General features: G+C 60.5%; 20 protein-coding genes, 2 tRNA genes and 2 pseudogenes. 17 read left to right on the top strand and 7 right to left on the bottom strand.

From position 1 onward, the window contains the following. Positions 1-4: 4 nt before the first annotated feature. The 7 genes from lolB (at position 5) to ychF (ending at position 5194) form a co-directional block, all read left to right on the top strand. A complete protein-coding gene (gene lolB, locus KGA81_RS24120) occupies positions 5-622 on the top strand; it encodes a lipoprotein insertase outer membrane protein LolB (protein ID WP_108214859.1) in 618 nt (205 codons plus the stop codon). Position 623: 1 nt separating this feature from the next. Beyond that, entirely contained in the window at positions 624-1475 is an 852-nt protein-coding gene (gene ispE, locus KGA81_RS24115) for a 4-(cytidine 5'-diphospho)-2-C-methyl-D-erythritol kinase (protein ID WP_223549163.1), read from the top strand. Between the two features lie 35 nt (positions 1476-1510). Further along, positions 1511-1585 (top strand) — tRNA-Gln (locus KGA81_RS24110). Positions 1586-1631: 46 nt separating this feature from the next. Continuing rightward, the gene (locus KGA81_RS24105) at positions 1632-2573 is read left to right on the top strand and encodes a ribose-phosphate pyrophosphokinase (RefSeq protein ID WP_003208392.1); all 942 of its coding nucleotides are present in this window, start codon (positions 1632-1634) and stop codon (positions 2571-2573) included. A 142-nt stretch (positions 2574-2715) separates the two neighbouring features. Next, positions 2716-3315, top strand: a complete 600-nt coding sequence (locus tag KGA81_RS24100) for a 50S ribosomal protein L25/general stress protein Ctc (RefSeq protein ID WP_223549161.1) — start codon at positions 2716-2718, stop codon at positions 3313-3315. Between the two features lie 171 nt (positions 3316-3486). Next, the gene (pth, locus tag KGA81_RS24095; protein ID WP_218426640.1) at positions 3487-4071 is read left to right on the top strand and encodes an aminoacyl-tRNA hydrolase; all 585 of its coding nucleotides are present in this window, start codon (positions 3487-3489) and stop codon (positions 4069-4071) included. Between the two features lie 22 nt (positions 4072-4093). Continuing rightward, entirely contained in the window at positions 4094-5194 is a 1101-nt protein-coding gene (gene ychF, locus KGA81_RS24090) for a redox-regulated ATPase YchF (protein WP_223549159.1), read from the top strand. Positions 5195-5395: 201 nt separating this feature from the next. On the opposite strand, the gene KGA81_RS24085 is transcribed toward ychF, so the two are convergent. Then, a complete protein-coding gene (locus KGA81_RS24085) occupies positions 5396-6613 on the bottom strand; it encodes an MFS transporter (RefSeq protein WP_223549157.1) in 1218 nt (405 codons plus the stop codon). Positions 6614-6905: 292 nt separating this feature from the next. Here KGA81_RS24085 and KGA81_RS24080 point away from each other — a divergent pair, with 292 nt between their 5' ends. Then, positions 6906-9005 carry a methyl-accepting chemotaxis protein gene (locus KGA81_RS24080; RefSeq protein WP_411736575.1) on the top strand — a complete coding sequence of 700 codons (2100 nt, stop codon included), beginning with the start codon at positions 6906-6908 and terminating at the stop codon, positions 9003-9005. Between the two features lie 15 nt (positions 9006-9020). Here the strand turns inward: KGA81_RS24080 and KGA81_RS24075 are convergent, their stop codons facing one another. After that, positions 9021-9926 carry a LysR substrate-binding domain-containing protein gene (locus KGA81_RS24075; protein WP_223549153.1) on the bottom strand — a complete coding sequence of 302 codons (906 nt, stop codon included), beginning with the start codon at positions 9924-9926 and terminating at the stop codon, positions 9021-9023. A 228-nt stretch (positions 9927-10154) separates the two neighbouring features. Between KGA81_RS24075 and KGA81_RS24070 the strand changes: the two genes are divergently transcribed. The 6 genes from KGA81_RS24070 to KGA81_RS24045 all read left to right on the top strand — a co-directional run bounded on the left by KGA81_RS24070 (position 10155) and on the right by KGA81_RS24045 (position 15779). Further along, a complete protein-coding gene (locus KGA81_RS24070; RefSeq protein ID WP_223549150.1) occupies positions 10155-11273 on the top strand; it encodes an ABC transporter ATP-binding protein in 1119 nt (372 codons plus the stop codon). Positions 11274-11288: 15 nt separating this feature from the next. Then, positions 11289-12209 (top strand): ABC transporter permease, encoded by a 921-nt coding sequence (locus tag KGA81_RS24065; protein WP_223549148.1) that lies wholly within the window; start codon positions 11289-11291, stop codon positions 12207-12209. Then, the gene (locus KGA81_RS24060) at positions 12209-13015 is read left to right on the top strand and encodes an ABC transporter permease (protein ID WP_178120847.1); all 807 of its coding nucleotides are present in this window, start codon (positions 12209-12211) and stop codon (positions 13013-13015) included. Before KGA81_RS24065 ends, KGA81_RS24060 begins: the two co-directional genes overlap by 1 nt. 27 nt (positions 13016-13042) lie before the next feature. Next, the gene (locus tag KGA81_RS24055) at positions 13043-14089 is read left to right on the top strand and encodes an extracellular solute-binding protein (RefSeq protein WP_223549146.1); all 1047 of its coding nucleotides are present in this window, start codon (positions 13043-13045) and stop codon (positions 14087-14089) included. Positions 14090-14149: 60 nt separating this feature from the next. Beyond that, a complete protein-coding gene (locus KGA81_RS24050; RefSeq protein ID WP_223549144.1) occupies positions 14150-15622 on the top strand; it encodes an amidase in 1473 nt (490 codons plus the stop codon). Between the two features lie 80 nt (positions 15623-15702). Beyond that, a tRNA-Met gene (locus KGA81_RS24045) sits at positions 15703-15779 on the top strand. 99 nt (positions 15780-15878) lie between these two features. Here the strand turns inward: KGA81_RS24045 and KGA81_RS24040 are convergent. Next, positions 15879-16988, bottom strand: coding sequence for a M14 family metallopeptidase (locus KGA81_RS24040; RefSeq protein ID WP_223549141.1), 1110 nt, complete (start codon positions 16986-16988; stop codon positions 15879-15881). A gap of 167 nt (positions 16989-17155) precedes the next feature. Between KGA81_RS24040 and ggt the strand changes: the two genes are divergently transcribed. Further along, a complete protein-coding gene (ggt, locus tag KGA81_RS24035) occupies positions 17156-18988 on the top strand; it encodes a gamma-glutamyltransferase (RefSeq protein WP_223549139.1) in 1833 nt (610 codons plus the stop codon). A gap of 259 nt (positions 18989-19247) precedes the next feature. Here the strand turns inward: ggt and ddlA are convergent, their stop codons facing one another. After that, positions 19248-20342 carry a D-alanine--D-alanine ligase gene (gene ddlA / locus KGA81_RS24030; protein WP_223549137.1) on the bottom strand — a complete coding sequence of 365 codons (1095 nt, stop codon included), beginning with the start codon at positions 20340-20342 and terminating at the stop codon, positions 19248-19250. 152 nt (positions 20343-20494) lie between these two features. Between ddlA and KGA81_RS24025 the strand changes: the two genes are divergently transcribed. Together KGA81_RS24025 and KGA81_RS24020 are read left to right on the top strand one after the other, a co-directional pair. After that, complete coding sequence (locus KGA81_RS24025; protein WP_223549234.1) at positions 20495-21304, top strand: AraC family transcriptional regulator; 810 nt, start codon at positions 20495-20497, stop codon at positions 21302-21304. A gap of 76 nt (positions 21305-21380) precedes the next feature. Beyond that, the gene (locus tag KGA81_RS24020) at positions 21381-21749 is read left to right on the top strand and encodes a cupin domain-containing protein (protein ID WP_223549135.1); all 369 of its coding nucleotides are present in this window, start codon (positions 21381-21383) and stop codon (positions 21747-21749) included. Positions 21750-21761: 12 nt separating this feature from the next. Here KGA81_RS24020 and KGA81_RS24015 read toward each other — a convergent pair whose 3' ends face one another. The 3 genes and pseudogenes from KGA81_RS24015 to KGA81_RS30295 form a co-directional block, all read right to left on the bottom strand. Then, on the bottom strand, positions 21762-22361 hold the full coding sequence (locus KGA81_RS24015; protein WP_223549133.1) for a flavin reductase family protein: 600 nt from the start codon (positions 22359-22361) through the stop codon (positions 21762-21764). A gap of 140 nt (positions 22362-22501) precedes the next feature. Continuing rightward, a pseudogene (locus KGA81_RS30300) lies at positions 22502-22939 on the bottom strand (methyl-accepting chemotaxis protein); the annotation flags it as partial. 150 nt (positions 22940-23089) lie between these two features. Beyond that, positions 23090-23728: pseudogene (locus KGA81_RS30295) on the bottom strand (PAS domain-containing protein); the annotation flags it as partial. Positions 23729-23897: the final 169 nt, after the last annotated feature.

The following is a 23897-nucleotide window of genomic DNA, read 5'->3' as shown; positions in this document are numbered from 1 at the left end:
GATTATGTTTTTGCGCCATTTCATCGTTTTCAGCTTTATCGCCCTGCTCGCCGGTTGCGCGGGCCTGGGTCCCCGCGAATCGGTCGAGGGTCACGGTAACCCCGCCCAATGGCGCGAGCACAAACAGCAGCTTGCGGGCCTTGATGGCTGGCAGATCGACGGCAAGATCGGTATTCGCGCACCGAAAGACTCGGGCAGCGGCACGCTGTTCTGGCTGCAGCGCCAGGATTACTACGACATTCGCCTGTCCGGACCACTGGGCCGTGGCGCAGCTCGCCTGACCGGACGCCCGGGCAAGGTGTCGCTGGAAGTTGCCAATCAGGGACGGTACGACGCACCGAATCCGGAAGTGCTGCTTGAAGAGCAGTTGGGCTGGAAGTTGCCGGTGTCCAACCTGGCCTGGTGGGTGCGCGGGCTGCCGGCTCCGGACAGCAAAAGCCGTCTGACGCTGGACGGCGACAGTCGTTTGGCCAGTCTCGAACAGGATGGTTGGCAGGTCGAGTACACCGAATATACCCAACTGAACGGTTACTGGCTGCCCGAACGGATCAAACTGCATGGCACCGATCTGGATGTCACGCTGGTGATCAAGGCTTGGCAACCGCGTAAATTGGGACAGTGAAATGCCAGACAATCGCCTGACACTGCCTTCGCCAGCCAAACTCAATTTGATGCTGCACATTCTGGGGCGCCGTGAAGACGGCTACCACGAACTGCAGACGATGTTTCAGTTTCTCGATTACGGCGACGAAATCACCTATGCCCTGCGCGATGACGGTGTCATCCGACTGCACACCGAATTCCCGGGCGTCCCCCATGACAGCAACCTGATCGTCAAGGCCGCAAAAAAACTTCAGGAGCAATCCGCTTGCTCGCTGGGCGTCGATATATGGATCGACAAGATCCTGCCCATGGGCGGTGGTATCGGTGGCGGCAGTTCGAATGCCGCAACGACTTTGCTCGGCCTTAATCATCTGTGGCAATTGAGCTGGGATGAAGATCGCCTGGCTGGCCTCGGGTTGACGCTGGGCGCCGACGTCCCGGTTTTCGTACGTGGGCACGCGGCTTTCGCCGAAGGTGTTGGCGAGAAACTCACCCCTGTCGACCCTGAAGAACCGTGGTATCTCGTGCTGGTGCCGCAAGTCTCTGTAAGTACGGCAGAAATTTTTTCAGATCCGTTGTTGACACGTAACACTCCTGCCATTAAAGTGCGCCCCGTTCCCAAGGGAAACAGTCGAAATGACTGCTTGCCGGTGGTAACAAGGCGTTATCCAGAGGTACGTAACGCTTTGAATTTGTTAGGTAAATTTACCGAAGCAAAACTCACCGGAACTGGAAGTTGTGTGTTTGGGGGCTTCCCAAGCAAAGCTGAAGCTGATAAAGTCTCGGCCCTTCTGACAGAGACCCTTACAGGTTTTGTAGCAAAAGGAAGCAACGTTTCGATGTTGCATCGCAAGCTTCAAAGTCTGCTCTAAAGGAACCGATTACCGGGTAATCGTGCAACAAATACAGGGGCGTCGCCAAGCGGTAAGGCAGCAGGTTTTGATCCTGCCATGCGTTGGTTCGAATCCAGCCGCCCCTGCCATTTTCCTATACTCATCCAGGTTACCCTCAGCCTTCAGGTACTGCGCGTGTCCAAGATGATGGTCTTTACGGGGAACGCTAACCCCGATCTGGCTCGGCGTGTCGTACGTCAGCTGCATATCCCTCTCGGTGACATCTCTGTCGGTAAGTTCTCCGACGGCGAAATTACAGCCGAGATCAATGAAAACGTCCGCGGTAAAGACGTCTTCATTATTCAGCCGACTTGCGCTCCGACCAACGATAACCTGATGGAACTGGTTGTGATGGCTGATGCCTTCCGCCGCTCCTCGGCTACTCGTATCACTGCTGTTATTCCTTACTTTGGTTATGCCCGTCAGGATCGCCGTCCGCGTTCCGCACGTGTGGCTATCAGCGCGAAAGTCGTGGCTGACATGCTTACCGTAGTCGGCATCGACCGTGTTCTCACGGTTGATCTGCATGCTGACCAAATCCAGGGTTTCTTCGATATTCCGGTAGATAACATCTACGGCTCCCCGGTTCTGGTGGATGACATCGAAGATCAGCGCTTCGAAAACCTGATGATCGTGTCCCCGGACATTGGTGGCGTCGTGCGTGCACGTGCCGTTGCCAAATCCCTGGGCGTGGATCTCGGGATCATCGACAAACGCCGTGAGAAAGCCAATCACTCTGAAGTGATGCATATCATCGGTGACGTCGAAGGGCGTACCTGTATTCTGGTCGATGACATGGTCGATACCGCCGGCACTCTGTGCCACGCGGCCAAGGCCCTGAAAGAGCATGGCGCTGCCAAGGTTTTCGCCTACTGCACGCACCCTGTGCTGTCCGGTCGGGCGATCGAGAACATCGAAAATTCCATGCTGGACGAACTGGTGGTGACTAACACCATCCCGTTGTCCGCTGCTGCACAAGCCTGCTCGCGTATCCGTCAACTGGATATCGCGCCGGTAGTTGCCGAGGCGGTCCGCCGCATCAGCAATGAAGAATCGATCAGTGCGATGTTCCGCTAAGGGCCCTGCCCTTCTCGAAATGTCTCGTTGACGAAAAGCGCCCCGCCCCGGCATTCCTGTCGGGGCGGGGCTTTTTTGCCCATATCGCCTTTAGCGCTGGTCGCAAACGCTGGGGCGAATGTGGTTATTTTGGAGATACAACATGAACGATTTTACCCTGAATGCTGAAGTGCGTTCCGACCTGGGGAAAGGTGCGAGCCGCCGCCTGCGTCGTCTCGCAAGCCTGGTTCCAGCTGTAGTTTACGGTGGCGAAAAAGCCCCTGAATCCATCAGCATGCTGGCCAAAGAAGTTGCCAAACTGCTCGAAAACGAAGCGGCTTACAGCCACATCATCGAGCTGAACGTTGGTGGCACCAAGCAGAACGTCGTGATCAAAGCCCTGCAGCGTCACCCGGCCAAAGGCCACGTGATGCACGCTGACTTCGTACGCGTAGTCGCTGGCCAGAAACTGACCGCTGTCGTTCCAGTGCACTTCATCAACGAAGAAGCACCGACCAAGAAAGGCGGCGAAATCTCGCACGTTGTTGCCGAGATCGAAGTTACCTGCCTGCCGAAAGATCTGCCTGAGTTCATCGAAGTCGACCTGGCTAACGCTGAAATCGGTTCGATCATTCACCTGTCGGACCTCAAAGCACCTAAAGGCGTTGAGTTCGTGGCCCTGGTACACGGCGATGACAAGGCTGTTGCCAACGTCCACGCTCCACGTGTTGCTCCAGAAGCTGCAGAAGGCGCTGCAGAGTAATTTCACTCTGTACGCCGGAGTGATCAAATAACATCGCGGACTGGAACGTAGCGAGAAAGCGGGCGAGAACGCGGAGTTTACATCTATGGTAAATGAGCAATTTTCGTCCACTTTCGCCGCTCTCCCTGATTGCGGCGATGTTATCCACCACTCCAATGAAGGGCCCCTATCGTGACCGCCATCAAACTGATCGTTGGCCTGGGAAATCCAGGCGCTGAATACGAACAGACCCGGCATAACGCAGGGGCCCTTTTTGTTGAGCGCATCGCGAACGCACAAGGCGTCAACCTTGTGGCGGACCGCAAGTATTTCGGCCTGACCGGGCGCTATTCGCATCAGGGTCAGGATGTTCGTCTGCTGATTCCCACCACGTACATGAACCGTAGCGGCCAGGCCGTAGCAGCTCTGGCAGGTTTCTTCCGTATCTCGCCTGAAGAAATCCTCGTGGCGCACGACGAACTCGACCTGCCTCCGGGCGTTGCCAAGCTCAAACAGGGCGGCGGCCATGGCGGTCACAACGGGTTGCGCGACATCATTGCGCAACTGGGCAATCAGAATACCTTTCATCGCTTGCGGCTTGGCATTGGCCACCCGGGCGTTGCCAGTATGGTTTCAAATTTCGTCCTGGGTCGCGCGCCACGCGCCGAACAGGAAAAACTCGATGCCAGCATCGACTTTGCCCTCGGCGTGCTGCCGGATATCCTCGCCGGTGAATGGAACCGCGCGATGAAAACCCTGCACAGCCAGAAGGCCTGACTTTTACCCGAGGGGAAACACCATGGGATTCAATTGCGGCATCGTCGGCCTGCCTAACGTCGGCAAGTCCACCCTGTTCAACGCCCTGACCAAGTCCGGGATCGCGGCCGAGAACTTCCCCTTCTGCACCATCGAGCCGAACAGCGGTATCGTGCCGATGCCGGATCCGCGCCTGGATGCCCTGGCGGTCATCGTCAATCCAAAACGCATCCTGCCGACCACCATGGAATTCGTCGACATCGCGGGCCTGGTTGCCGGCGCGTCGAAAGGTGAAGGCCTGGGCAACAAGTTTTTGGCCAACATCCGTGAAACCGATGCCATCGCCCACGTGGTCCGCTGCTTCGAAGACGAGAACGTGATTCACGTCTCCAACAGCGTCGACCCGAAACGCGACATCGAGATCATCGACCTGGAACTAATCTTCGCCGACCTCGACAGCTGCGAGAAGCAACTGCAGAAAGTCGCGCGCAACGCCAAGGGTGGCGACAAGGACGCCGTGGTCCAGAAAGGCCTGCTGGAGCAACTGATCGCCCACTTCACCGAAGGCAAGCCAGCGCGCAGCCTGATGAAGAACATGGGGGCCGACGAAAAAGCGGTGATCAAGGGCTTCCACCTGCTGACCACCAAGCCGGTCATGTACATCGCCAACGTCGCTGAAGACGGTTTCGAGAACAACCCGCACCTGGACGTGGTCAAGGCCATCGCCGAAGAAGAAGGCGCCGTGGTCGTTCCGGTGTGCAACAAGATCGAAGCGGAAATCGCCGAGCTCGATGACGGCGAAGAAAAAGACATGTTCCTCGAAGCCCTGGGCCTCGAAGAGCCTGGCCTGAACCGCGTGATCCGCGCCGGCTACGAAATGCTGCACCTGCAGACCTACTTCACCGCCGGTGTCGAAGAAGTCCGCGCCTGGACCGTCCGCGTCGGTGCCACCGCACCGCAAGCCGCTGGCGTGATCCACACTGACTTCGAAAAAGGCTTCATCCGCGCCGAAGTGATCGCCTACAACGACTTCATCCAGTACAAGGGCGAAGCCGGTACCAAGGAAGCCGGTAAATGGCGCCTGGAAGGCAAGGATTACATCGTCAAAGACGGCGATGTGATGCACTTCCGCTTCAACGTCTAACGTTATACAGAGCTAAGCACACACCCAAGAAAAAGCCGCGTTTGATACGCGGCTTTTTTGTGCCTGAAACAATCATCCGCCACACCACTGAACCACTGTGGGAGCGAGCTTGCTCGCGATAGCGGTGTATCAGACGACATCATCGTTGAATGTCATACCGTCATCGCGAGCAAGCTCGCTCCCACAGGGATTGGTGTTGGCTCAGGCCTTTTTGGTTCGCGGCAGGAAGATCGCCAACACCCCGAACAACGGCAGGAACGAACACAGGTAATACACGTACTCGATGCCGTGTATGTCCGCCAGATGCCCGAGCAACGCCGCGCCAATCCCGCCGAAACCGAACATCAAGCCGAAGAACACCCCGGCGATCATCCCGACATTGCCCGGCACCAGTTCCTGGGCGTACACCACGATGGCCGAGAACGCCGAGGCGAGGATGAAGCCGATGACCACGCTGAGAATGCTGGTCCAGAACAGGTCGACATGGGGCAACAACAACGTGAATGGCGCAACGCCGAGAATCGAGAACCAGATCACCGCCTTGCGCCCTATCTTGTCGCCGATCGGCCCGCCGAAGAATGTCCCCGCAGCGACCGCGCCGAGAAACAGGAACAGGTGCAACTGCGAACTGGCCACCGACAGATCGAACTTCTCGATCAGGTAGAAGGTGAAGTAGCTGGTGAGGCTGGCCATGTAGAAATATTTGGAGAACACCAGTAACCCAAGCACGACCAACGCGCTGGTCACCCGGCCCTTGGACAGGCCGTGAGTCGCCGCCTGGCCTTGCTTGAGCTTGAACAGGTTCAAGTGGTTGGCATACCAGCGGCTGATCCGGTAGAGCACGAACAGCGCAAATACCGCGAACAGGCCGAACCACGCTACCTGCCCCTGACCGTAGGGAATGATGATCGCCGCCGCCAGCAACGGGCCGAACGCCGAGCCTGCGTTACCGCCGACCTGGAAGGTCGATTGCGCCAGCCCGAAGCGCCCGCCTGAAGCCAGGCGCGCCACGCGGGAAGCTTCCGGGTGGAAGGTCGATGAACCGATGCCGATCAACCCCGCCGCCAGCAGAATCAACGGGAAGCTGCCGACCACCGACATCATCAGAATCCCGACCAGGGTGCAGACCGTACCCGCCGGCAGCAGCCACGGCTTGGGATGGCGGTCGGTGTAATAACCGACCCACGGTTGCAGCAATGAGGCCGTCAACTGGAACGTCAGGGTGATCAGGCCGACCTGGGTGAAGCTCAAGCCATAGTTGGCCTTGAGCATCGGATAGATCGACGGCAGGACCGACTGGATCAGGTCGTTGATCAAATGCGCCAGCGCTACCGCGCCGATGATGCGCATCACCAGGGGACTGCTTTGGGGCGTAGCGGACGCCGGCACTGAGCCGGACTGGGCGTTGCTGATGGCCATGGGAATATCCAGACAACAGGAGGTACAAACGTGCAGGTACGTCAATGTGCCACTTTTCAGTGCAGCAACGCCATCCCCTTAGCCTGCTAACGACTTCGATTTTTCATCACTGCATCCTTGATGGCGCAAAGCCATGGTCTGAATCTTGCCTCCCTTGTCCGCTTGAACGCGGCTTCCTTACAAAGGAGACCGACAATGGGAAGTTTCGCCACAGAGTCGGCCTACAGAGCGGACAAGGGTGAACTTTCGAGGCCTTTTTAGAGGGCACGAGTCGGAGGTGCGACAACCTCCGATGCACGCCAATGGGGCGTGGTGTCCAGAGGAGTCATGGGGCATGCAGGCTTTTTTATCACCGGGGATCGGGCTGCTGGGGCGTTTTGGCTTCGCACGCAAATTCCAGCTGTTGTTTCTGCTGTTCATCCTGCCGCTGGCCGGCAGCCTGTGGATGATCGGCCAGGATTATCGCGACAAACTCAGCCTGATCTCCGGCGAACGCGCCGGGGTGCGGCAACTGCTTGCGCTCGATGCGCTGGATGACCTGCTCGGCGCCCAGCGTGATCGCGCCGCCCGGTGGCGCGCCACGGAAACCAATCGCCAGCCAACACCGGCTACCCTCGCCGCGATGGCCGCCTTCGATGCGGTCCAGCCCGCCGTCAGCCAGGCCACTGCCGAGTTGGGCAATACCTTGCAAAAAGAAGGTGCCGAGGGCGAAACCCTGTCGCGCTACCAGGCCCTGCAAACCGCCCTCGATGGCCTCGACTCAAAAAGCCTGAGCAATGTCGGCTGGTGGCCGGATGGCTATGATCGCTTCTCCAACGCCCTGAGCGCCCTGCAAGCCTTGCGCGAACAGATCGCCATGGACAATCGCCTGACGCTGGCACCGTGGTTGGAGACTTATTTGCTGACGCAGATTTCCACCCAGCATGCGCCGGACCTGATCGAACGGATCGGTCGTCTGGCGGCGGTGGGTCAGGCCTCGGTGGTGTCTGGGCAGTTCACCCTGCAAAGCCGTCTTCAACTGCGCGACTTGCGCAGCCGCATCGGTGATGCGCGAGAGCAGCTTGTGAAGACGGCTGGCCTGCTCGAAGCGCGCTTGCCCAGCGCCCTGCAAACCTGGGCCGGGCAATACCACGACAGCCTCAAGCGCCTCGATGCGGGCCTGAAGGTGCTGGATGACGGCGTCTTCGGCGGCAGCATCAACCTCAAGCCGGAGGACTTCGAACGCAGTCTCGATGCCCTGCTCTCCGATCTCGCCACTTTGCGTCAACAATCGCTGGTGTCGCTGGATCAACGCCTGGATTACTACCACGGCTCGGCGATCCGCCAGTTCATTGTGGTGGCCGCCGTGTTGGGCTGCCTGCTGTTGGCGGCACTGTATCTGTTCATCTGCTTGCAGGCCTCGATCCGCCGCAGCGCCAGCGGCATCACGGTACTGGCCGAGGCCTTGCGCGATGGCAATCTGAGTCTGCAAGTGCCGGTTCAGGGTCGGGACGAACTGGCCGTCATCAGTACCGCGCTGAACGTCGCCGTGGTGCAACTGCGCAGCAGCCTGCAAGGGGTGGATCACGAAACCCTGCAACTGAGCAACGCGGTACAAACCCTCAACCATCATTCCAGCGACGCCCTGGGCGAAGTCGAAGCCCAGCAGTTGCAGATCAGCCAGATTGCCGCTGCAGCGACGCAATTGGCCGCCACCTCCCAAGGGGTGGCCCACAGTTGCGAACAGGCTTCAGGCAGCGCCCAACACACCCAACGCATTGCCGCCGACAGCAGCCGTGACAGCCAGCGCACCACCGCGAGCATCCAGCAACTCAATCAACGCCTGAATGAGACCGCAGCAGCACTGGGCCGGGTCAGTGAACAAGGACAGCAGATTCAACTGGTGGTCGACACCATTCGCGGCGTTGCCGAGCAGACCAACCTGTTGGCGCTCAACGCCGCCATCGAGGCGGCGCGAGCAGGCGAGCAAGGGCGTGGCTTCGCGGTAGTGGCCGATGAGGTGCGCAGCCTGTCCCAGCGCACGCAATCATCGACCGCACAGATCGCCGGCACGGTCGACAGCCTGCGCAACACTGTGAATGAGGCGGTCAGCCTGATGCACGCCGCATGCAGTCAGGCACAGTGCGATGCACAAGCGGTCACCGACCTCGGTGAACGACTCGGGGAAATCGCCAGTGCCGTTCAGAGCGTCACCGACACCCTGGCGCAAATCGCCACGGCGGTGGAGGAACAGGCCAGCACCGCCGATGAGGTCAGCGGCAACATCCAGCAGGTCGATCAAGCGGCGGTGCGTTTGCTCGAAGGGGCCCGCGCGGTGAACCAGGCGGCGGACACCTTGAGCCACGGCAGCAAAGCTTTAAGCGACAATACCGGGCGCTTCCGCTTGAGTTGAGTCCGCCAGGACTTCTCAGGCGCGAATCACCGCCTCCGGGAAGTCCTGCTCCAGCTCAGTCTTGAGCCAGTCGACAAACCACGCCACGTCCGCCGAGAGCTCCGCAGACGGCGTCAGCACCCGATAGCTTTCCAGCTTCACTTGCGCCTCCACCACCCGCACCAGCTTGCCGCTATGAAGTTCTTCACGCACCAGCACTTCGTTGGCCAGCGCAATGCCCTGCCCGCTCTCGGCCACCGACAATGCGTGGTCATTGTTGACATAGAGCATGTCCGAATTGAGGTGGATGTCGAGGTCGTTGGCGGCGAACCACAGGTTCCACCACTCGCCGTCATCGACGTGGATCAGGTTGTGTTTCACCAGATCTGCGGGGCTGTCGATGGGCTCGACGCTGGCCAGATAATCGGGGGAACAGATCGGAAACACCCGAGGACAAATCAGGCTGGTGCGCGAGTGAGCATATTGGCCATCCAACCCGTAGACGATGCCCAGGTCAGCGCTTTTGCCGTCCACTTCAGTGAAGGTCGAATTGGGTTCGATGGCGAACTTCAAGCCCGGGCGCAGATGACGCATGGCCTCGATGCGCGGCATCAGCCAGCGCTTGGCGAACCCCGGCACCACCATGATGCGCAGCCAGCGCTCGGCGTGCCTGGGCTGCGCCTCTTTTCCGGCCTCGATGATCAGTTGCAAAGCGGCGGCGATCTTGCGGTGGTACTTCTCCCCCGCCACTGTCAGGTTGACCCCGCGAGAGGTGCGCTCGAATAGTTGGATGCCCAGCCAGTCTTCCAGCAACTTCACGTGGCGGCCGATGGCCGGCTGGGTCACGTGCAGGGCCTTGGAGGCTTCGACATAGCTGCCCAGCCGGGCCGCGGCATCAAAGGCACGCACCGCGTTGAGTGGCGGTAAACGGTGGTCAGGCATGGTTTCCGAACGCCTTCTGCTGTTAAATTTTTTAACAGCCCCTATGTTAAAATTGAAGTTTCGCCCCTGCAACCCCTCGCTGATAATCGATCCACAGCAGAACAAAAAAACAGCTGGTTACAACACCCGAACGCAATCTCGATCCTGCCCAGAAAAATAATATCCATGGCCCGAGGGCACAGCTGTTTTCAGCATGTGCACAGGCGATGGGGGAATCGGAGGTAACGCATGAATGCCCTGCATTCGCTGCAAACGCTGGCGGTGTCCATCCGCTCAGTGCGTAAAGTCTACGGTGATCCAAAGACTGGCCCGGTGGCGCTCAAAAGCATCGACCTGGACATTCGCGACAACGAGTTCTTCACCCTTCTTGGCCCTTCGGGCTGCGGCAAAACCACGCTCCTGCGGATGATCGCCGGGTTCGAATTCCCTACCGAAGGCGAGATTCTGCTCTACGGCGAAAACATTGCTGATCGCCCGCCCTTCCTGCGCCCGGTCAACACGGTGTTCCAGCATTACGCGTTGTTCCCGCACATGACCATCGCCGAGAACCTGTCCTTCGGTCTTGAATCCCAGCCGATGGGCAAAGTCCTGAACAAATTGCAAATAGCCGAACGGGTGCGCGAGATGCTCGCCCTGGTGCAGATGGAACGCTTCGCCAACCGCAAGCCGGGGCAACTGTCCGGCGGCCAGCAACAGCGCGTCGCCCTGGCTCGCGCACTAGCGCCGCACCCCAAGGTCCTGCTGCTCGACGAACCGCTCTCGGCGCTGGACCTCAAGTTGCGCCAGGCCATGCGCGAAGAGCTGAAAACCATTCAGGCCCGCACCGGCATCACCTTCATCTTCGTCACCCATGACCAGGAAGAAGCCCTGACCATGTCCGACCGCATCGCCGTGCTGTCCGAAGGCGAAGTGCAGCAGGTCGGCCGCCCGGAAGACATCTACGAACGCCCGTGCAATCGCTTCGTGGCGGACTTCATCGGCGAAACCAACTTCATCGAAGGCACAGTCACCCGCGTCGAAGACGGCCTGGCCTGGTTCGCCGGCCCGGCCGGTCATCCGCTGCCTGCACAGCCATGCAGCGATGTGCGGGTCGGTGCCAACGTCGCATTGTCCGTGCGCCCCGAGCGTTTGCATTTGGTGCCGGGCAATACCGAATGTGCCTTGCCGTGCCGGATCGAGGCGCAGATCTACCTCGGCACCGACCTGCAATACCAGGTCAGCCTGAGCGACGGTTCGCGCCTCACCGTGCGCACCCCCAACTGCGTCGACCAGAGCAAACGCTTCGCAGCAGGAAGCCAGGCCGGTCTGTTGTTCGACCAGGGCAGCGCCAGCGTCCTGCACGATTGAGCACGAGGAATTGCCATGCACGCACTACCGATTGCCAACACGCTGGAACGTCGGCGGGCCTTCCAGAGTTTCCTCGGGGTCAGCCCGGCGCTGATCGCCATAGGCCTGTTCCTGATCGTGCCGATCCTGATTGTCATCGGCTATTCACTGATGGAGGCCAACCCCTACGGCGGGGTGAACAAGGTGTTCAGCACTGACGCCTACACCTCGCTGCTGTTCGAGCGGCAACTGGACGACAGCCTGGCCTTCGCCGACGCCTACCTGATCATCGCCCTGCGCTCCATCGGCATCGCCGGACTGACCACGCTCATCACCCTGTTGATCGGTTTTCCGGTGGCGGTGTGGCTGGCCATGCAACCGGCCCATCGCCGTGGCCTGCTGATTTTCCTGATCACCGTGCCGTTCTGGGCCAACCTGCTGATCCGCACCTATGCGTGGATTTTGCTGCTGCGTAACACGGGCGTGATCAACAACAGCCTGATGGGCATGGGCGTCATCCATGAACCGTTGCAACTGTTGTACACCGACGGTGCCGTGCTGCTGGGGCTGGTCTACACCTACGCGCCCTTCGTCGTGCTGCCGATCTACGCCACCCTGGAAAAAATGGACATCCGTCTGCTCGAAGCCGCTCAGGACCTCTACGCCGGACGCGTTCGCACCTTGCGCAAAGTAGTGTTGCCGATCGCCAGACCGGGGATTCTCGCCGGCGCCATCCTCACTTTCGTGCCTTGCCTGGGCGCGATGATCGCCCCGGAACTGCTCGGCGGTGGCACGCGGATGATGCTCGGCAATCTGATCTTCCGCCAGTTCAGCGATGCGCGTAACTGGCCATTCGGTGCGGCCCTGTCGCTGGTGCTGATGGCGGCGGTGATGTTGGTACTGACCGTCTATGCCTTGCGTGCCGAGCGCCAGCGCATCGCCAAAGGAGGTGTGTGATGATCGGCCTGTTCAAACGCAACACGCTGGGCGTGCAGGACTTCCCGGGCTTTGGCGGTTTCAGTTTCCTGTTCTACCTGTACCTCTACGCGCCGATCGTGGTGCTGGTGGTGTTCTCGTTCAACGCCAACCAGTCAGCCACGGTGTGGACCGGTTTCAGCCTCGACTGGTATCGCGCAGCCTTCGCCAACCAGGCCCTGCGCCAGGCGGCCGGCAACAGCCTGTTGATCGCAGTCTGCGCCAGCATGGTCGCCACGGCCATCGCCACCCTCGCCGCCCTGGGCACGTCACGGGGTGCGAAGTTCAAGGGCCTGCAACTGTCCATGGGCGCGATCATGTTGCCCCTGGTACTGCCGGAAATCGTGGTCGGCGTCGCCACTCTCGCGCTGTTCTCTACCATCGGTCTGTCCTTGGGCTACGGCAACCTGATCATCGCGCACACGGTGTTCTGCATCCCGTTCGCCTTTCTGCCGATACGGGCACGCCTTAACGACATGGACCTGTCTCTGGAACAAGCCTCGGCCGACCTGTATGCCGGCCCGTGGCGGACTTTCCGCAAGGTCACCCTGCCGCTGTTGATGCCGGGGATTTTCTCCGGGCTGATGCTGGCCTTCATCGTGTCGCTGGATAACTTCGTGATCTCGATGATGGTCTCCCAGGCCGGCACCACGACCTTGCCGATTTTCATCTTCGGCCTGTTGCGCATGGGTGTGACACCCGACGTCAACGCCGTGTCGACCCTGATCCTGGGCGTCTCGGTGCTGTTCGTCACGCTCTCTTATCTGCTGGGCAAAAAGAAAACCTGAACCTTCTACGCACTGTGGGGAAATAGCATGAGCAAGTGGATTAAAAGCATCGGCACTTCGTTGTTCCTGACTTTACCGCTGACCATGGTCGGCAGCGTTCAGGCCGCGGAAAAACTCAACGTGGTGAGCTGGAGCGGTTACTTTTCGCCGCAGATTCTCGCCAAATTCCAGAAGCAGACCGGCATCGAAGTCACCGTCGACTCCTACGATTCCAACGAAACCCTGCTGGCCAAATTGAAACAGGGCGGCGCCGGTTATGACGTGGCAATCCCGTCGCACCAGTTCGTGCCGATCCTGATCAAGGAAAAACTGCTGGAGCGTTTCGACCCGGTCAACGAGCCCTATTATGTCAGCGTCGTCGACAACCTGAAAAAACCCACCTGGGACCCGGAAGGCGCTTACTCCGTGCCGTTCATCTGGGGCACCACCAGTGCGGTGCTCAACACCGAGCGCTACAAGGGCCCTGCCGACAGCCTCAAGGTGCTTTACGAGCCGCCGGCCGAGTTGCAAGGGCGAATCAACATGTTCGACTCGGTCAGCGACGTGGTGGACATGGCCAGCCTGTACCTGAACATTCCGCTGTGCAGCGAAGACCCTAAGCAGATGCAGCAGATCCTGACCCTGCTCAAGGCGCAGAAACCTTTCGTCAAGACCTACAGCTCCAAGGCCGGTTCGATCCGCGAAAACCTCGCCTCGGGTGAAATCGACATGTCGACCTTCTGGGGCGGTTCGTCGATGCGCGCCCGGGAGATGAAACCGAGCCTGAAATACCTGTATCCGAAAGAAGGCGTACTGGCCTGGGTCGACAACATGGTCATCCCGACCGGCAGCAAGAACCCGGCAAACGCCAAGGCCTTCATCGCGTTCCTCAGCCAGCCTGAAAACGCGGCGATGACCCAGAACTTCCTCAAGCACCAGAGCCCGATCAAAGGCGTGGAGCCATTCCTCGATGCGGGCCTCAAGGACGCGCCGGAACTGCACATCCCCGAAGGCACCAACGTGGTGTTCAGCAAGACCTGCGGCGAAGGCGCGATCCGCCTGGCTGACCGTCTCTGGACCAACCTGATGCGTTGATCGCTACCGCCCCGACGCGATGGCGGGGCGTTTTTCCAGCCGTCTGAAAGGCCGCTTGCAATGAACTCTAATAACATCAGCGAACTGGTCCTGCTGCAGGCCCACGAGCTCGCCGAACGCATCCGCCTGCGCCAGGTTTCCTGCCGGGAAGTGATGCAGACTTATCTTGCCCATATCGAACGCTTCAACCCGCTGGTCAATGCGCTGGTGAGCCTGCAAGCGCCGCAAGACCTGCTGGCCCAGGCGGATATCCGCGACGCCGAGCTGACTCGTGGTCAATACCGTGGCTGGATGCATGGCTTGCCCCATGCCATCAAGGACCTGTCCCTGACCCGCGGCATCCGCACCACGCTGGGTTCGCCGCTGTACAAGGACTTCATCCCCGAGCGCGATGGCATCATGGTCGAGCGGATCAAGGCCGCCGGCGCGATTATCATCGGCAAGAGCAACACCCCGGAATTCGGACTCGGCTCGCAAAGCTATAACCCGCTGTTCGGCGCGACCGGTTGCGCCTACGACCCGAGCAAGACCGCAGGCGGCAGCAGCGGTGGCGCGGCGGCGGCGCTGGCCATGCACCTGGTGCCGGTGGCCGACGGCAGCGACATGATGGGCTCGCTGCGCAACCCGGCCGCCTTCAACAACATTTTCGGTTTCCGTCCGTCCCAGGGCCGCGTGCCGTTCGATGACAGCGCTGATCTGTTTATCGACCAACTCGGCTACGAAGGCCCCATGGCTCGCAGCGTACGCGATGCGGCATTGCTGTTGTCGGTGCAGGCCGGGGCCGATGCGCGGGCGCCACTGTCCATTGCCGAATCGGGCAGCGCCTTTGCAGCACCGCTGGATCGGGACTTCAAAGGCACTCGTCTGGGTTGGCTCGGCGACTTCAACGGCTACCTGCCGATGGAAGAAGGCATCCTCTCGCTGTGCGAGAAGGCCTTCGGCGATTTCGAAAGCCTGGGTTGCCAAATTGAACCGGTTCAGTCCGAATTCGCGCCAGAGAAGCTGTGGAGCAGTTGGCGGACATTGCGCCACTGGATGGTCGCCGGCTCGTTGGGCGCGACCTATGCCGACCCGCAAAAACGCGCGCTGTTGAAACCGGAAGCCTGCTGGGAAGTGGAAAACGGCCTGAAACTCTCGGCCACCGAGGTGTTTGCCGCCTCGGTGACGCGCAGCGACTGGTATCGGGCGATCTCCAGGTTATTCGAACAGTACGACTACCTGCTGCTACCCAGCGCCCAGGTGTTCCCGTTCGATAAAACCCGACCGTGGCCCGTCGCCATCGAAGGCGTAACCATGGACACCTATCACCGCTGGATGGAGGTGGTGATTCCCGGCACCTTGTCCGGCTGCCCGGTGGCTAACGTACAGGTCGGGTTCAACGCCAACGGCCTGCCCATGGGCCTGCAAATCATCGGCAGACACCAGGCCGACTTCGCTGTACTGCAACTGGCGCACGCGTACGAACAGGTCAGCCGCTGGTTCCAGCGCTGCCCTTCCCCCCTGCTTGGAGGGTCGATTTTGCTAAAGAGTTGATAAACGGTTGAAAGCGCAGAGAAATATTTTAGATTTGTGCTTGACGCATTCCCGTTACCGGTGAATAATGCGCGCCACTTGGCTACATAGCTCAGTTGGTTAGAGCATAGCATTCATAATGCTGGGGTCCGGGGTTCAAGTCCCTGTGTAGCCACCAAGTACTAAAAACGGCTTACCGCAAGGTAGGCCGTTTTTTTATGCCTTGAAAAAATGCGCTGCGGTAACAGGGAAATCCTGCACCGCATGCGCGCCTCGATCAGACGCGAACCGTCGGCAATGCCGACAACGCCCGTTCCCAGATCTGCCAGGTGCGCAACCAGACCATCGCCTGCCAATCGGCGTCGGCGGGATAGAACTGCTCAAGCAGATTCAGCTTGATCTCGCGCCCTGTTGCGTCATTCGGGTTGCCATGCAGATGCAGCCAGTGGTCATCGCGCAGATGACGGTGAACCTGCGGCCCCGGATAAGTCCCGCATTCAATGACAAACGGCATCAGCCGCACCTGCGGCAGCGCATCGATCAGCGCCTGCGAGGTGTAGCCGGTGGCCGTTGCCGCCACGCCGGTTTCGCTCAGGGTGTCGGCACCGGTTTGCAGGCTGTAGAGCCACGGACCATAAATCACCTGTGCATCCGCCAGCGCCGGATAGACGGACTCGGTGATGGTCAACAACATCGGATGACCGTACTCGCCAGCGCCCGTGTGCAAGTCGAAACACATGGCGACCTCGGCATGGGCCACGTGCTTTTGCACGATATTGTGCAGCGTGCGGTTCGACCAGCTCGGTGCCAGCCCGCCGAAAAACAGGCCGTCGGGATGAGCATGCTGACCGCCCTCGACAATCGACATGACTGCCGGCCAGCCGTGCAGGCGAATCTGCTCGTCGAGCAAGGCATCGGCACGCTCACGCTGCGGACCGTGCAACTGCGGGCAGGCATAGATTTCATGCAGGGCGTTGTAGGCCTGGTTGTCTGGCAGCGGGCGCTGGAAATCCAGGTGATTGCGGTTCAGGTCGATGTTGTCTTCGTTGACCCGGCGCAACCATGCCATGCCCCAGGGGTTGATGGCATGGATCATGACCACGGCGACATCCGTGGGCAGGGAGCGCTTGCCCAACTCCTGCAGCCATTTGATCTGGCAGCCCGAACCATAGAAGCCTTCGACCCCGTGGGTGCCGCACAGTGCGATCAGCAGGCGCTTGGCGTCCGGATCACCCAATACCGCCACATCCGTGCTCAGGGGCTCACCAAACGGCCCTTTGAGCGGGTGTGGATACTCGGTCAACGTTGCGCCGGCATTGATCGCTGCGGCCAGAAACTGTTCGCGCTGAGAGCGATAACTCGGCTGGGTTGGAAACTCGGTCTGCATGTCTGCCTCTTGTTGATTTTCTGGCCTGCCTGTTCGCAATGACCCTACAGAAAATTCCGCCATTGATGAAGGACAAAAGCGTCGGTGCCGTAGGACCTGGTTTGCGTCCCTCCCGGTCGGCCGATACAGTCCACTGATCGTAGATCCAACGGACGGAGTACCCACACGTGTTCTCAACCTTCCCTTTGCACCGCTACCGCCTGCCAGCTCTGGTTCTGCTCGCCAGCGCCTTGACCCTGACCGCGTGCAACAACACTTCAGTCCCGACCCTGCCACTCGCACCGGAAAGCGCTTCCGGTTTTCGCACCGACCTGAAAACTCAACACGCCGAAAAATACATGGCCGCAGCGGCCAACCCGCTGGCGGCCGAAGCCGGGCGGGAGATGCTGCGCCGGGGCGGTTCGGCCATCGACGCGGCGATTGCGATGCAAGCGGTGTTGACGCTGGTCGAGCCACAGTCTTCGGGCATCGGTGGCGGCGCATTGATCGTGCTCTGGGATGGCAAGGCCGTGCGTACCTACGACGGACGTGAAACCGCCCCGGCCGGCGCCACCGAGAAGCTTTTCCTGCAAGCCAATGGGCAACCGATGGGGTTCACCCAGGCGCAGATTGGCGGCCGCTCAGTAGGCACACCGGGCGTGCTGCGCGCCCTGGAACTGGCCCATCAAAAACACGGGCGCCTGCCCTGGGCACAACTGTTTGAACCGGCCATCCGGCTCGCCGAGCAAGGCTTTGCCATTTCGCCACGCCTGCATCAGTTGATCGCCGCGGACTCGTCCATGCCGCGCTCTGCGGAAATGATGGCTTACTTGCGCAATGCCGATGGCAGCCCGAAAGCCGTCGGCACAAACCTGAAGAACCCGGCACTGGCTGCCGTGTTCAAACGCATCGCCCATGAAGGTCCGGATGCCCTGTACAAAGGCCCGGTCGCCGAGGAAATCGCGGCCAAGGTTCAGGGTCACGCCAACCCCGGCAGCCTGTCCCTGACCGATCTAGCCAACTACCAGGCCAAGGAACGCGCGCCGCTGTGCACCGACTACAAGCGCTGGCAAGTCTGCGGCATGCCGCCGCCGTCATCAGGCGGGATCGCCGTGGCGCAGATCCTCGGCACGCTGCAAGCCCTGGAGACTCGCGACAAGCGACTGGCGCTGGCACCGCTGAAGCCGGTCAAGACCACGGCCCCGGCCGGCATCGAACCCGACCCGCAAGCGGTGCACCTGATCTCGGAAGCCGAGCGTCTGGCCTACGCCGACCGCGCTCAGTACGTCGCCGACACGGACTTCGTACCCGTGCCGGTCAAGGGCCTGGTCGACCCGGCTTACCTGGCCAGCCGCGCCGCCCTGATCGGTGAACGCAGCATGGGCACGGCCAAACCCGGCACTCCGCCGGGCATCCGGGTGGCCTATGCACCGGACCGTTCGCCGCTGCGGATTTCCACCTCGCAAGTGGTGGCCGTCGATGACGCCGGCGGTGCCGTGTCGATGACTACCACCATCGAGTCAGCGTTTGGCTCGCACATCATGGTCCAGGGTTTCATGCTCAACAACGAGATGACCGACTTCTCGTTCATCCCCGAGGAAAACGGGCAAAAAGTCGCCAACCGCGTCGAGCCCGGCAAACGCCCGCGCTCGTCCATGGCCCCAACCCTGATCTTCGACCGCCAGAGCGGCGAATTCCTCGCCACCGTCGGCTCCCCCGGGGGCTCGCAAATCATCGAATACGTGGCCAAATCCACCATCGGCCTGCTCGACTGGAACCTCGATGCCCAGGCCGCCATCAACCTGCCCAACTTCGGCAGCCGCAACGGCCCGACCGAACTGGAACAGGGGCAGTTCAGCCCGACGCTGATTCAGGCGCTGAAGGACAAGGGGCACAGCGTGAGCGAGATCGACATGACCAGCGGGACCCAGGCGATTGTTCGGGTGAAGGACGTCCAGGGAAAAGCGTCGCTGACAGGCGGTGCCGATCCTCGGCGTGAGGGGCAAGCGCTGGGAGATTGAGTCGTACGCGGCGTTTTTTATGCCTTTGAATCAAAAGATCGCAGCCTGCGGCAGCTCCTACAGGGAAACGCATTCCAATGTAGGAGCTGCCGCAGGCTGCGATCTTTTGATCTTTGCTATTAGGCGGTCAACGAATAGATCAACGCCGTAATCACCACCAGGCCCACCGCCGTCACTCCCAGTCGTTCAAGCCTAACGTTGCAATGCAATGAGAAAGGGCTTACCAGTGGGTAGGCCTTTTGTTTATGAGCAAGCTCGCTTATCGACTGATCTTCAACCCCTGCCGAACCTGGTGTTTTTCCAGTGCCAGCTCGATCAGTCGCGTCACCAGTTCGCTGTAGGTCATGCCGGCGGCCTGCCACAGTTTCGGGTACATGCTGATGCGGGTGAAGCCGGGCAGCGAGTTGATTTCATTGATCAGCACTTCGCCGCTGTCGGTCAGGAACACATCGACACGGGCCAGGCCGGAGCAGCCCAGTACCTGGAACGCTTCGACGGCCAGGGCGCGAATGCGCTCGCTGGCCTCGACGCTGATATTGGCCGGCACCACCACTTCAGCCGCCGTGTCGTCGATGTATTTGCTGTCATAGGAATAGAACCCGCTGCGCACCACGATCTCGCCGCAGCCACTGGCGATGGCGTCTTCATTGCCGAGTACCGCGCATTCAATCTCGCGGCCGCTGACGGCAGACTCGATCAGCACCTTGGTATCGAAACTCAAGGCCAGTTCCACCGCAGCGGTGTATTCGGCCTCGTCGGTGACCTTGCTCACGCCCACGGAAGAACCCTGGTTTGCCGGTTTGACGAACAAGGGCAAACTGAGCCGGGACTGAACCTCGGCAAAACCGGTACGCGCGGCCGTGGCACGAGTCAATGTCACGAACGGCGTCACGGCCAGGCCGGCATCGCGCAGCAGGCGCTTGCTGATGTCCTTGTCCATGCACACGGCCGAGCCGAGTACATCGGAGCCGACAAACGGCAGATCGGCCATGCGCAGCAAGCCTTGCAGGCAACCGTCTTCCCCGAGGGTGCCGTGGACAATCGGGAAGATCACATCGACGTGGCCGAGCATTTCCTGGCTGGAAGTTTCCACCAATTGCTGGCTGGCTTTCCCCGGCACCACCGCCAGTTCGCGATTGGACTGATTGAGGGCGATCAGCGCCGGGTTTTCCTGGTTCAGCAAAAAGTTGGAAGGGTCGTTGAGATGCCAGTGGCCTTGTTTGTCGATGCCGATCAGCACCGGCTCGAAGCGTGAACGATCCAGCGCATCGACGATGTTTTTCGCCGACTGCAACGACACCTCATGTTCGGCCGAACGGCCCCCGAAAATGATCCCCACGCGCAGCTTGCTCATGACCTGGCCTCATCCTGACAAATTAGAGAATGCGCCCCACAGTGCAGTATTTGCCCTTGGTTTTCTAGCGCACATGCCCCCTTCCGATCAGAAGACAGGGAACCGCTGACTGGGTTACCGTGTTGCGCATCAAGTTCAAGACGATCATCACCATGGCCAAGCGTGCGCCTCGCAATGACTGGTTCCTTCGCGCGCCCGATGTCGGCGGGCTACAGCGTTTCGAGGCGTTTTTTGCCGGCCATGGCTACGACCTTCACCGCCACGACACTTATGCCATCGGCCACACCCTGGCCGGGGTGCAGAGTTTTCAGTATCGCGGTGGCTGGCGTCACAGCCTGCCAGGCGCAACGATCGTGCTGCACCCGGACGAAGCCCACGATGGCGAGGCCGGCACCGAGTCCGGTTTCCAGTACCGAATGATGTACATCGAGCCGGCGCTGATCCAGCAGATGCTCGGCGGGCAAGCGCTGCCGTTCATCAAGACCGGGCTGTCGAACGATCCGCGCCTGTTCGCTGCCACGGGCGCGTTGCTGCGCAGCCTCGATTGCCCGCTCGATCCGCTGGAAGAACAGGATGCGCTGTTCGATCTGGCGCAAGCCATGAGCGCGGCTTCCGGTGCGCCGGGCAAACGCTCGGGCTTCGATTACGTGGCCGCGCAGCGTGCGCGGGAATACATCCACGGCGCCCTGGATCGTACCGTGACCCTGGATGAACTGGCACAACACAGTGGTCGGGATCGCTGGAGCCTGTCCCGGGATTTTCGCCTGCTGTTCGGCACCAGCCCCTACCGCTACCTGACCATGCGCCGCCTGGACATGGTCCGTGCGCTGCTGATTCAGGGTCAGAGCCTGGTCAGCGCCGCGCTGATCGCAGGCTTCACTGACCAGAGCCACATGACGCGGCAATTCGGCAAAACCTACGGCCTGTCACCGGCCCGCTGGATGAACATGCAGCGCCGTTGAGCCACGCACAATCGTACAAGAAGCGCATGGAGTCGCTGGCTATCGTGGGTTCACCAATCACCGCGAGAGCTGTTTCATGAACACTTACGAAAGCCTGAACTTCGCTGAAAAAATCAGCCGGATCGATTCCCACTGGTCGCCCCGGGTCATCGCCGAAATGAACGACTACCAGTTCAAGGTGGTGAAGCTGCTGGGGGACTTTATCTGGCACGACCACCTTGATACCGACGAAACCTTCATCGTGCTCGAAGGCCGGTTGCGCATCGATTTTCGCGATGGCCACGTGCTGGTGAACGCCGGGGAAATGTATGTGGTGCCCAAAGGCGTCGAGCACAAGCCCTGTGCCGAGCAGGAAGTAAAACTCCTGCTGATCGAACCCAAGGGCGTACTCAACACCGGTCGCGAAGGTGGCGAGCGCACGGCCGAGAATGATGTGTGGATATGAGCACTGACCGGCTCAAGCCTGCAAGGTCTTGCCGTCCACCGGCTCGCCAATGGTCAGGAAGTGCCCGCCCGCCACATGGTGCAAGGTGCGCAAGGCATCTTGCCCTTCGAAGTGCCAGCGGCCTTCGCTGAACACGCGCTCGTCAGCCTGGGCGGCAATCACTTCGGCCAGGAACAGATCGTACTGCTGGTGGTTGTTCGGCTCCGGCAGCAGGCGACATTCCAGCCAGGCCACGCAGCCTTCGAGCATCGGCGCATCAACCGACTGACCGGTGAACGTCTGCAAATCGTAGGTTTCAAACTTGTCGCGCCCCTGGCCCTGGGTCAACTCCAGGCCGGAGGTCGAACCGACGGTCTGCACAATGTCGGCCTGGGCAGCGCACGGAACGTTCAGCACAAAAGTGCCCGAGGCCTCCAGCAACTGGCGGGTCCAGGTGGACTTGTCCAGCACCACGGCAATTTTCGGCGGTTCGAAATCCAGCGGCATGGCCCAGGCTGCCGCCATGATATTGCGCCGGCCACCGTGGGCTGCGCTGACCAGCACGGTCGGGCCATGATTGAGCAGACGATAGGCCTTGGACAAGGGAACCGGACGGCGGTGGGAGGCGCTCATGGAAATCTGCTCCTGGGGGAAAGAGCCGATTGTAGCGACATCCCAAATGAAAAGATCGCAGCCTGCGGCAGCCCCTGCATTGGATTGGCGTACACCCTGCCGGATGTTGCTGCACGCTGCGATCTCTTGACAATCAGACGCTAGTTGGACAACTGATTGGCAAACTGCCCCACCGCATTGACCACTTTCTGCGCGCCGTCCTGGATCTCGACAATCACCGTACCCGCTTCCGCCGCCAGGGCCAGGCCCTGTTCGGCCTGGAGCTTGCCGTCGGTCATCAGCGCCACGGCGTTGCGCGCCATGTCCTGGTTCTGCCGTACCACGAGGACGATTTCGTCGGTGGCCTGGCTGGTGCGCGACGCCAGTTGCCGGACTTCATCGGCCACCACGGCGAAGCCCCTGCCCTGCTCGCCTGCACGCGCCGCTTCGATGGCCGCGTTGAGCGCCAGCAGGTTGGTCTGCTCGGCAATGCCGCTGATGGTCTTGACGATGGTACCGATCACCAGCGACTGCTCGTTCAGGGCTTCGATGCCATCGCCAGCGGTTTGCATGTGTCTGGCCAGGTCACGCATCACGTCCACGGCCTGGGTCACCACGGCGTTACCGCGCTGGGCGCTTTGGTCGGTTTGCTGCGAGGTGCTGTAGGCAATGTTGGCGGCCTCGGCGACGGCTTGTTCCTGATTGACCAGATCGGTAATCACCGTGGCGAACTTCACCACCTTGTAGAGCCTGTTGCTGGCATCGGCCACCGGGTTGTAGGACGCCTCCAGCCAGACCGTACGACCATGGCTATCGACACGCTTGAAACGGTCGGCCACGTACTCGCCCGCGTTCAAGCGACGCCAGAAGCCCTGGTACTCGGCACTGTTGTACTCCTCCGGCAGGCAGAACGTGCGGTGATGTTTACCTTTGATCTGCGCCAGGCTGTAACCCATACCACTGAGGAAGCGGTCGTTGGCCGTCAGCACGTTGCCGTTGAGGTCGAATTCGATCACCGCCGTGGAGCGTACCAGTGCGCCGATCAGGTTCTCGTGCTCGCGGGAGGCCTCGATGGTGCGGGTCAGGTCGCTGGAGAAGATCGAAAAATACTTGATCCGCCCATCGGCCGAGCGCACCGGTTGCAGGATCGAACGCAACCAGGCTTCCTGGCCCGTACCGCGCAACAGGCGCACTGCGCCGGCGAAGTGCTCGCCACGGGTCAGCGCGTTCTTGAAACGCTGCTGGAATTCGTCGAACTTCACGTGGTCCGGGACGAAGTCGTCGATGTGCCGGCCGATCAGGTCACCGCTCTTGTAGTGCATCTCGCCAAGGAAGTTCTGATTGACCGACTGAACCCGTCCATCGCTGTCGAGAGTCAGTACCAGCATCTCGCTTTCCAGACTTTCCTTCACTTGCTGGAGGCTGGAGAGTTCTTCACGAAGAGCCGACAGCTCCTGCTTCAAGCGTTTGTTGAACATGGGAATGCACCGATGGACAGGGGTAGAAAGCGATACGCAACCTAACCATCGGCCTTGGAAACATTTACTTAAGCGTGTT

The organism is Pseudomonas sp. A-B-19 (assembly GCF_019947515.1).
Classification (GTDB): domain Bacteria; phylum Pseudomonadota; class Gammaproteobacteria; order Pseudomonadales; family Pseudomonadaceae; genus Aquipseudomonas.
The sequence above is the reverse complement of the archived record's forward strand: the minus strand, read 5'-3'. Positions and strand labels throughout refer to the sequence as shown.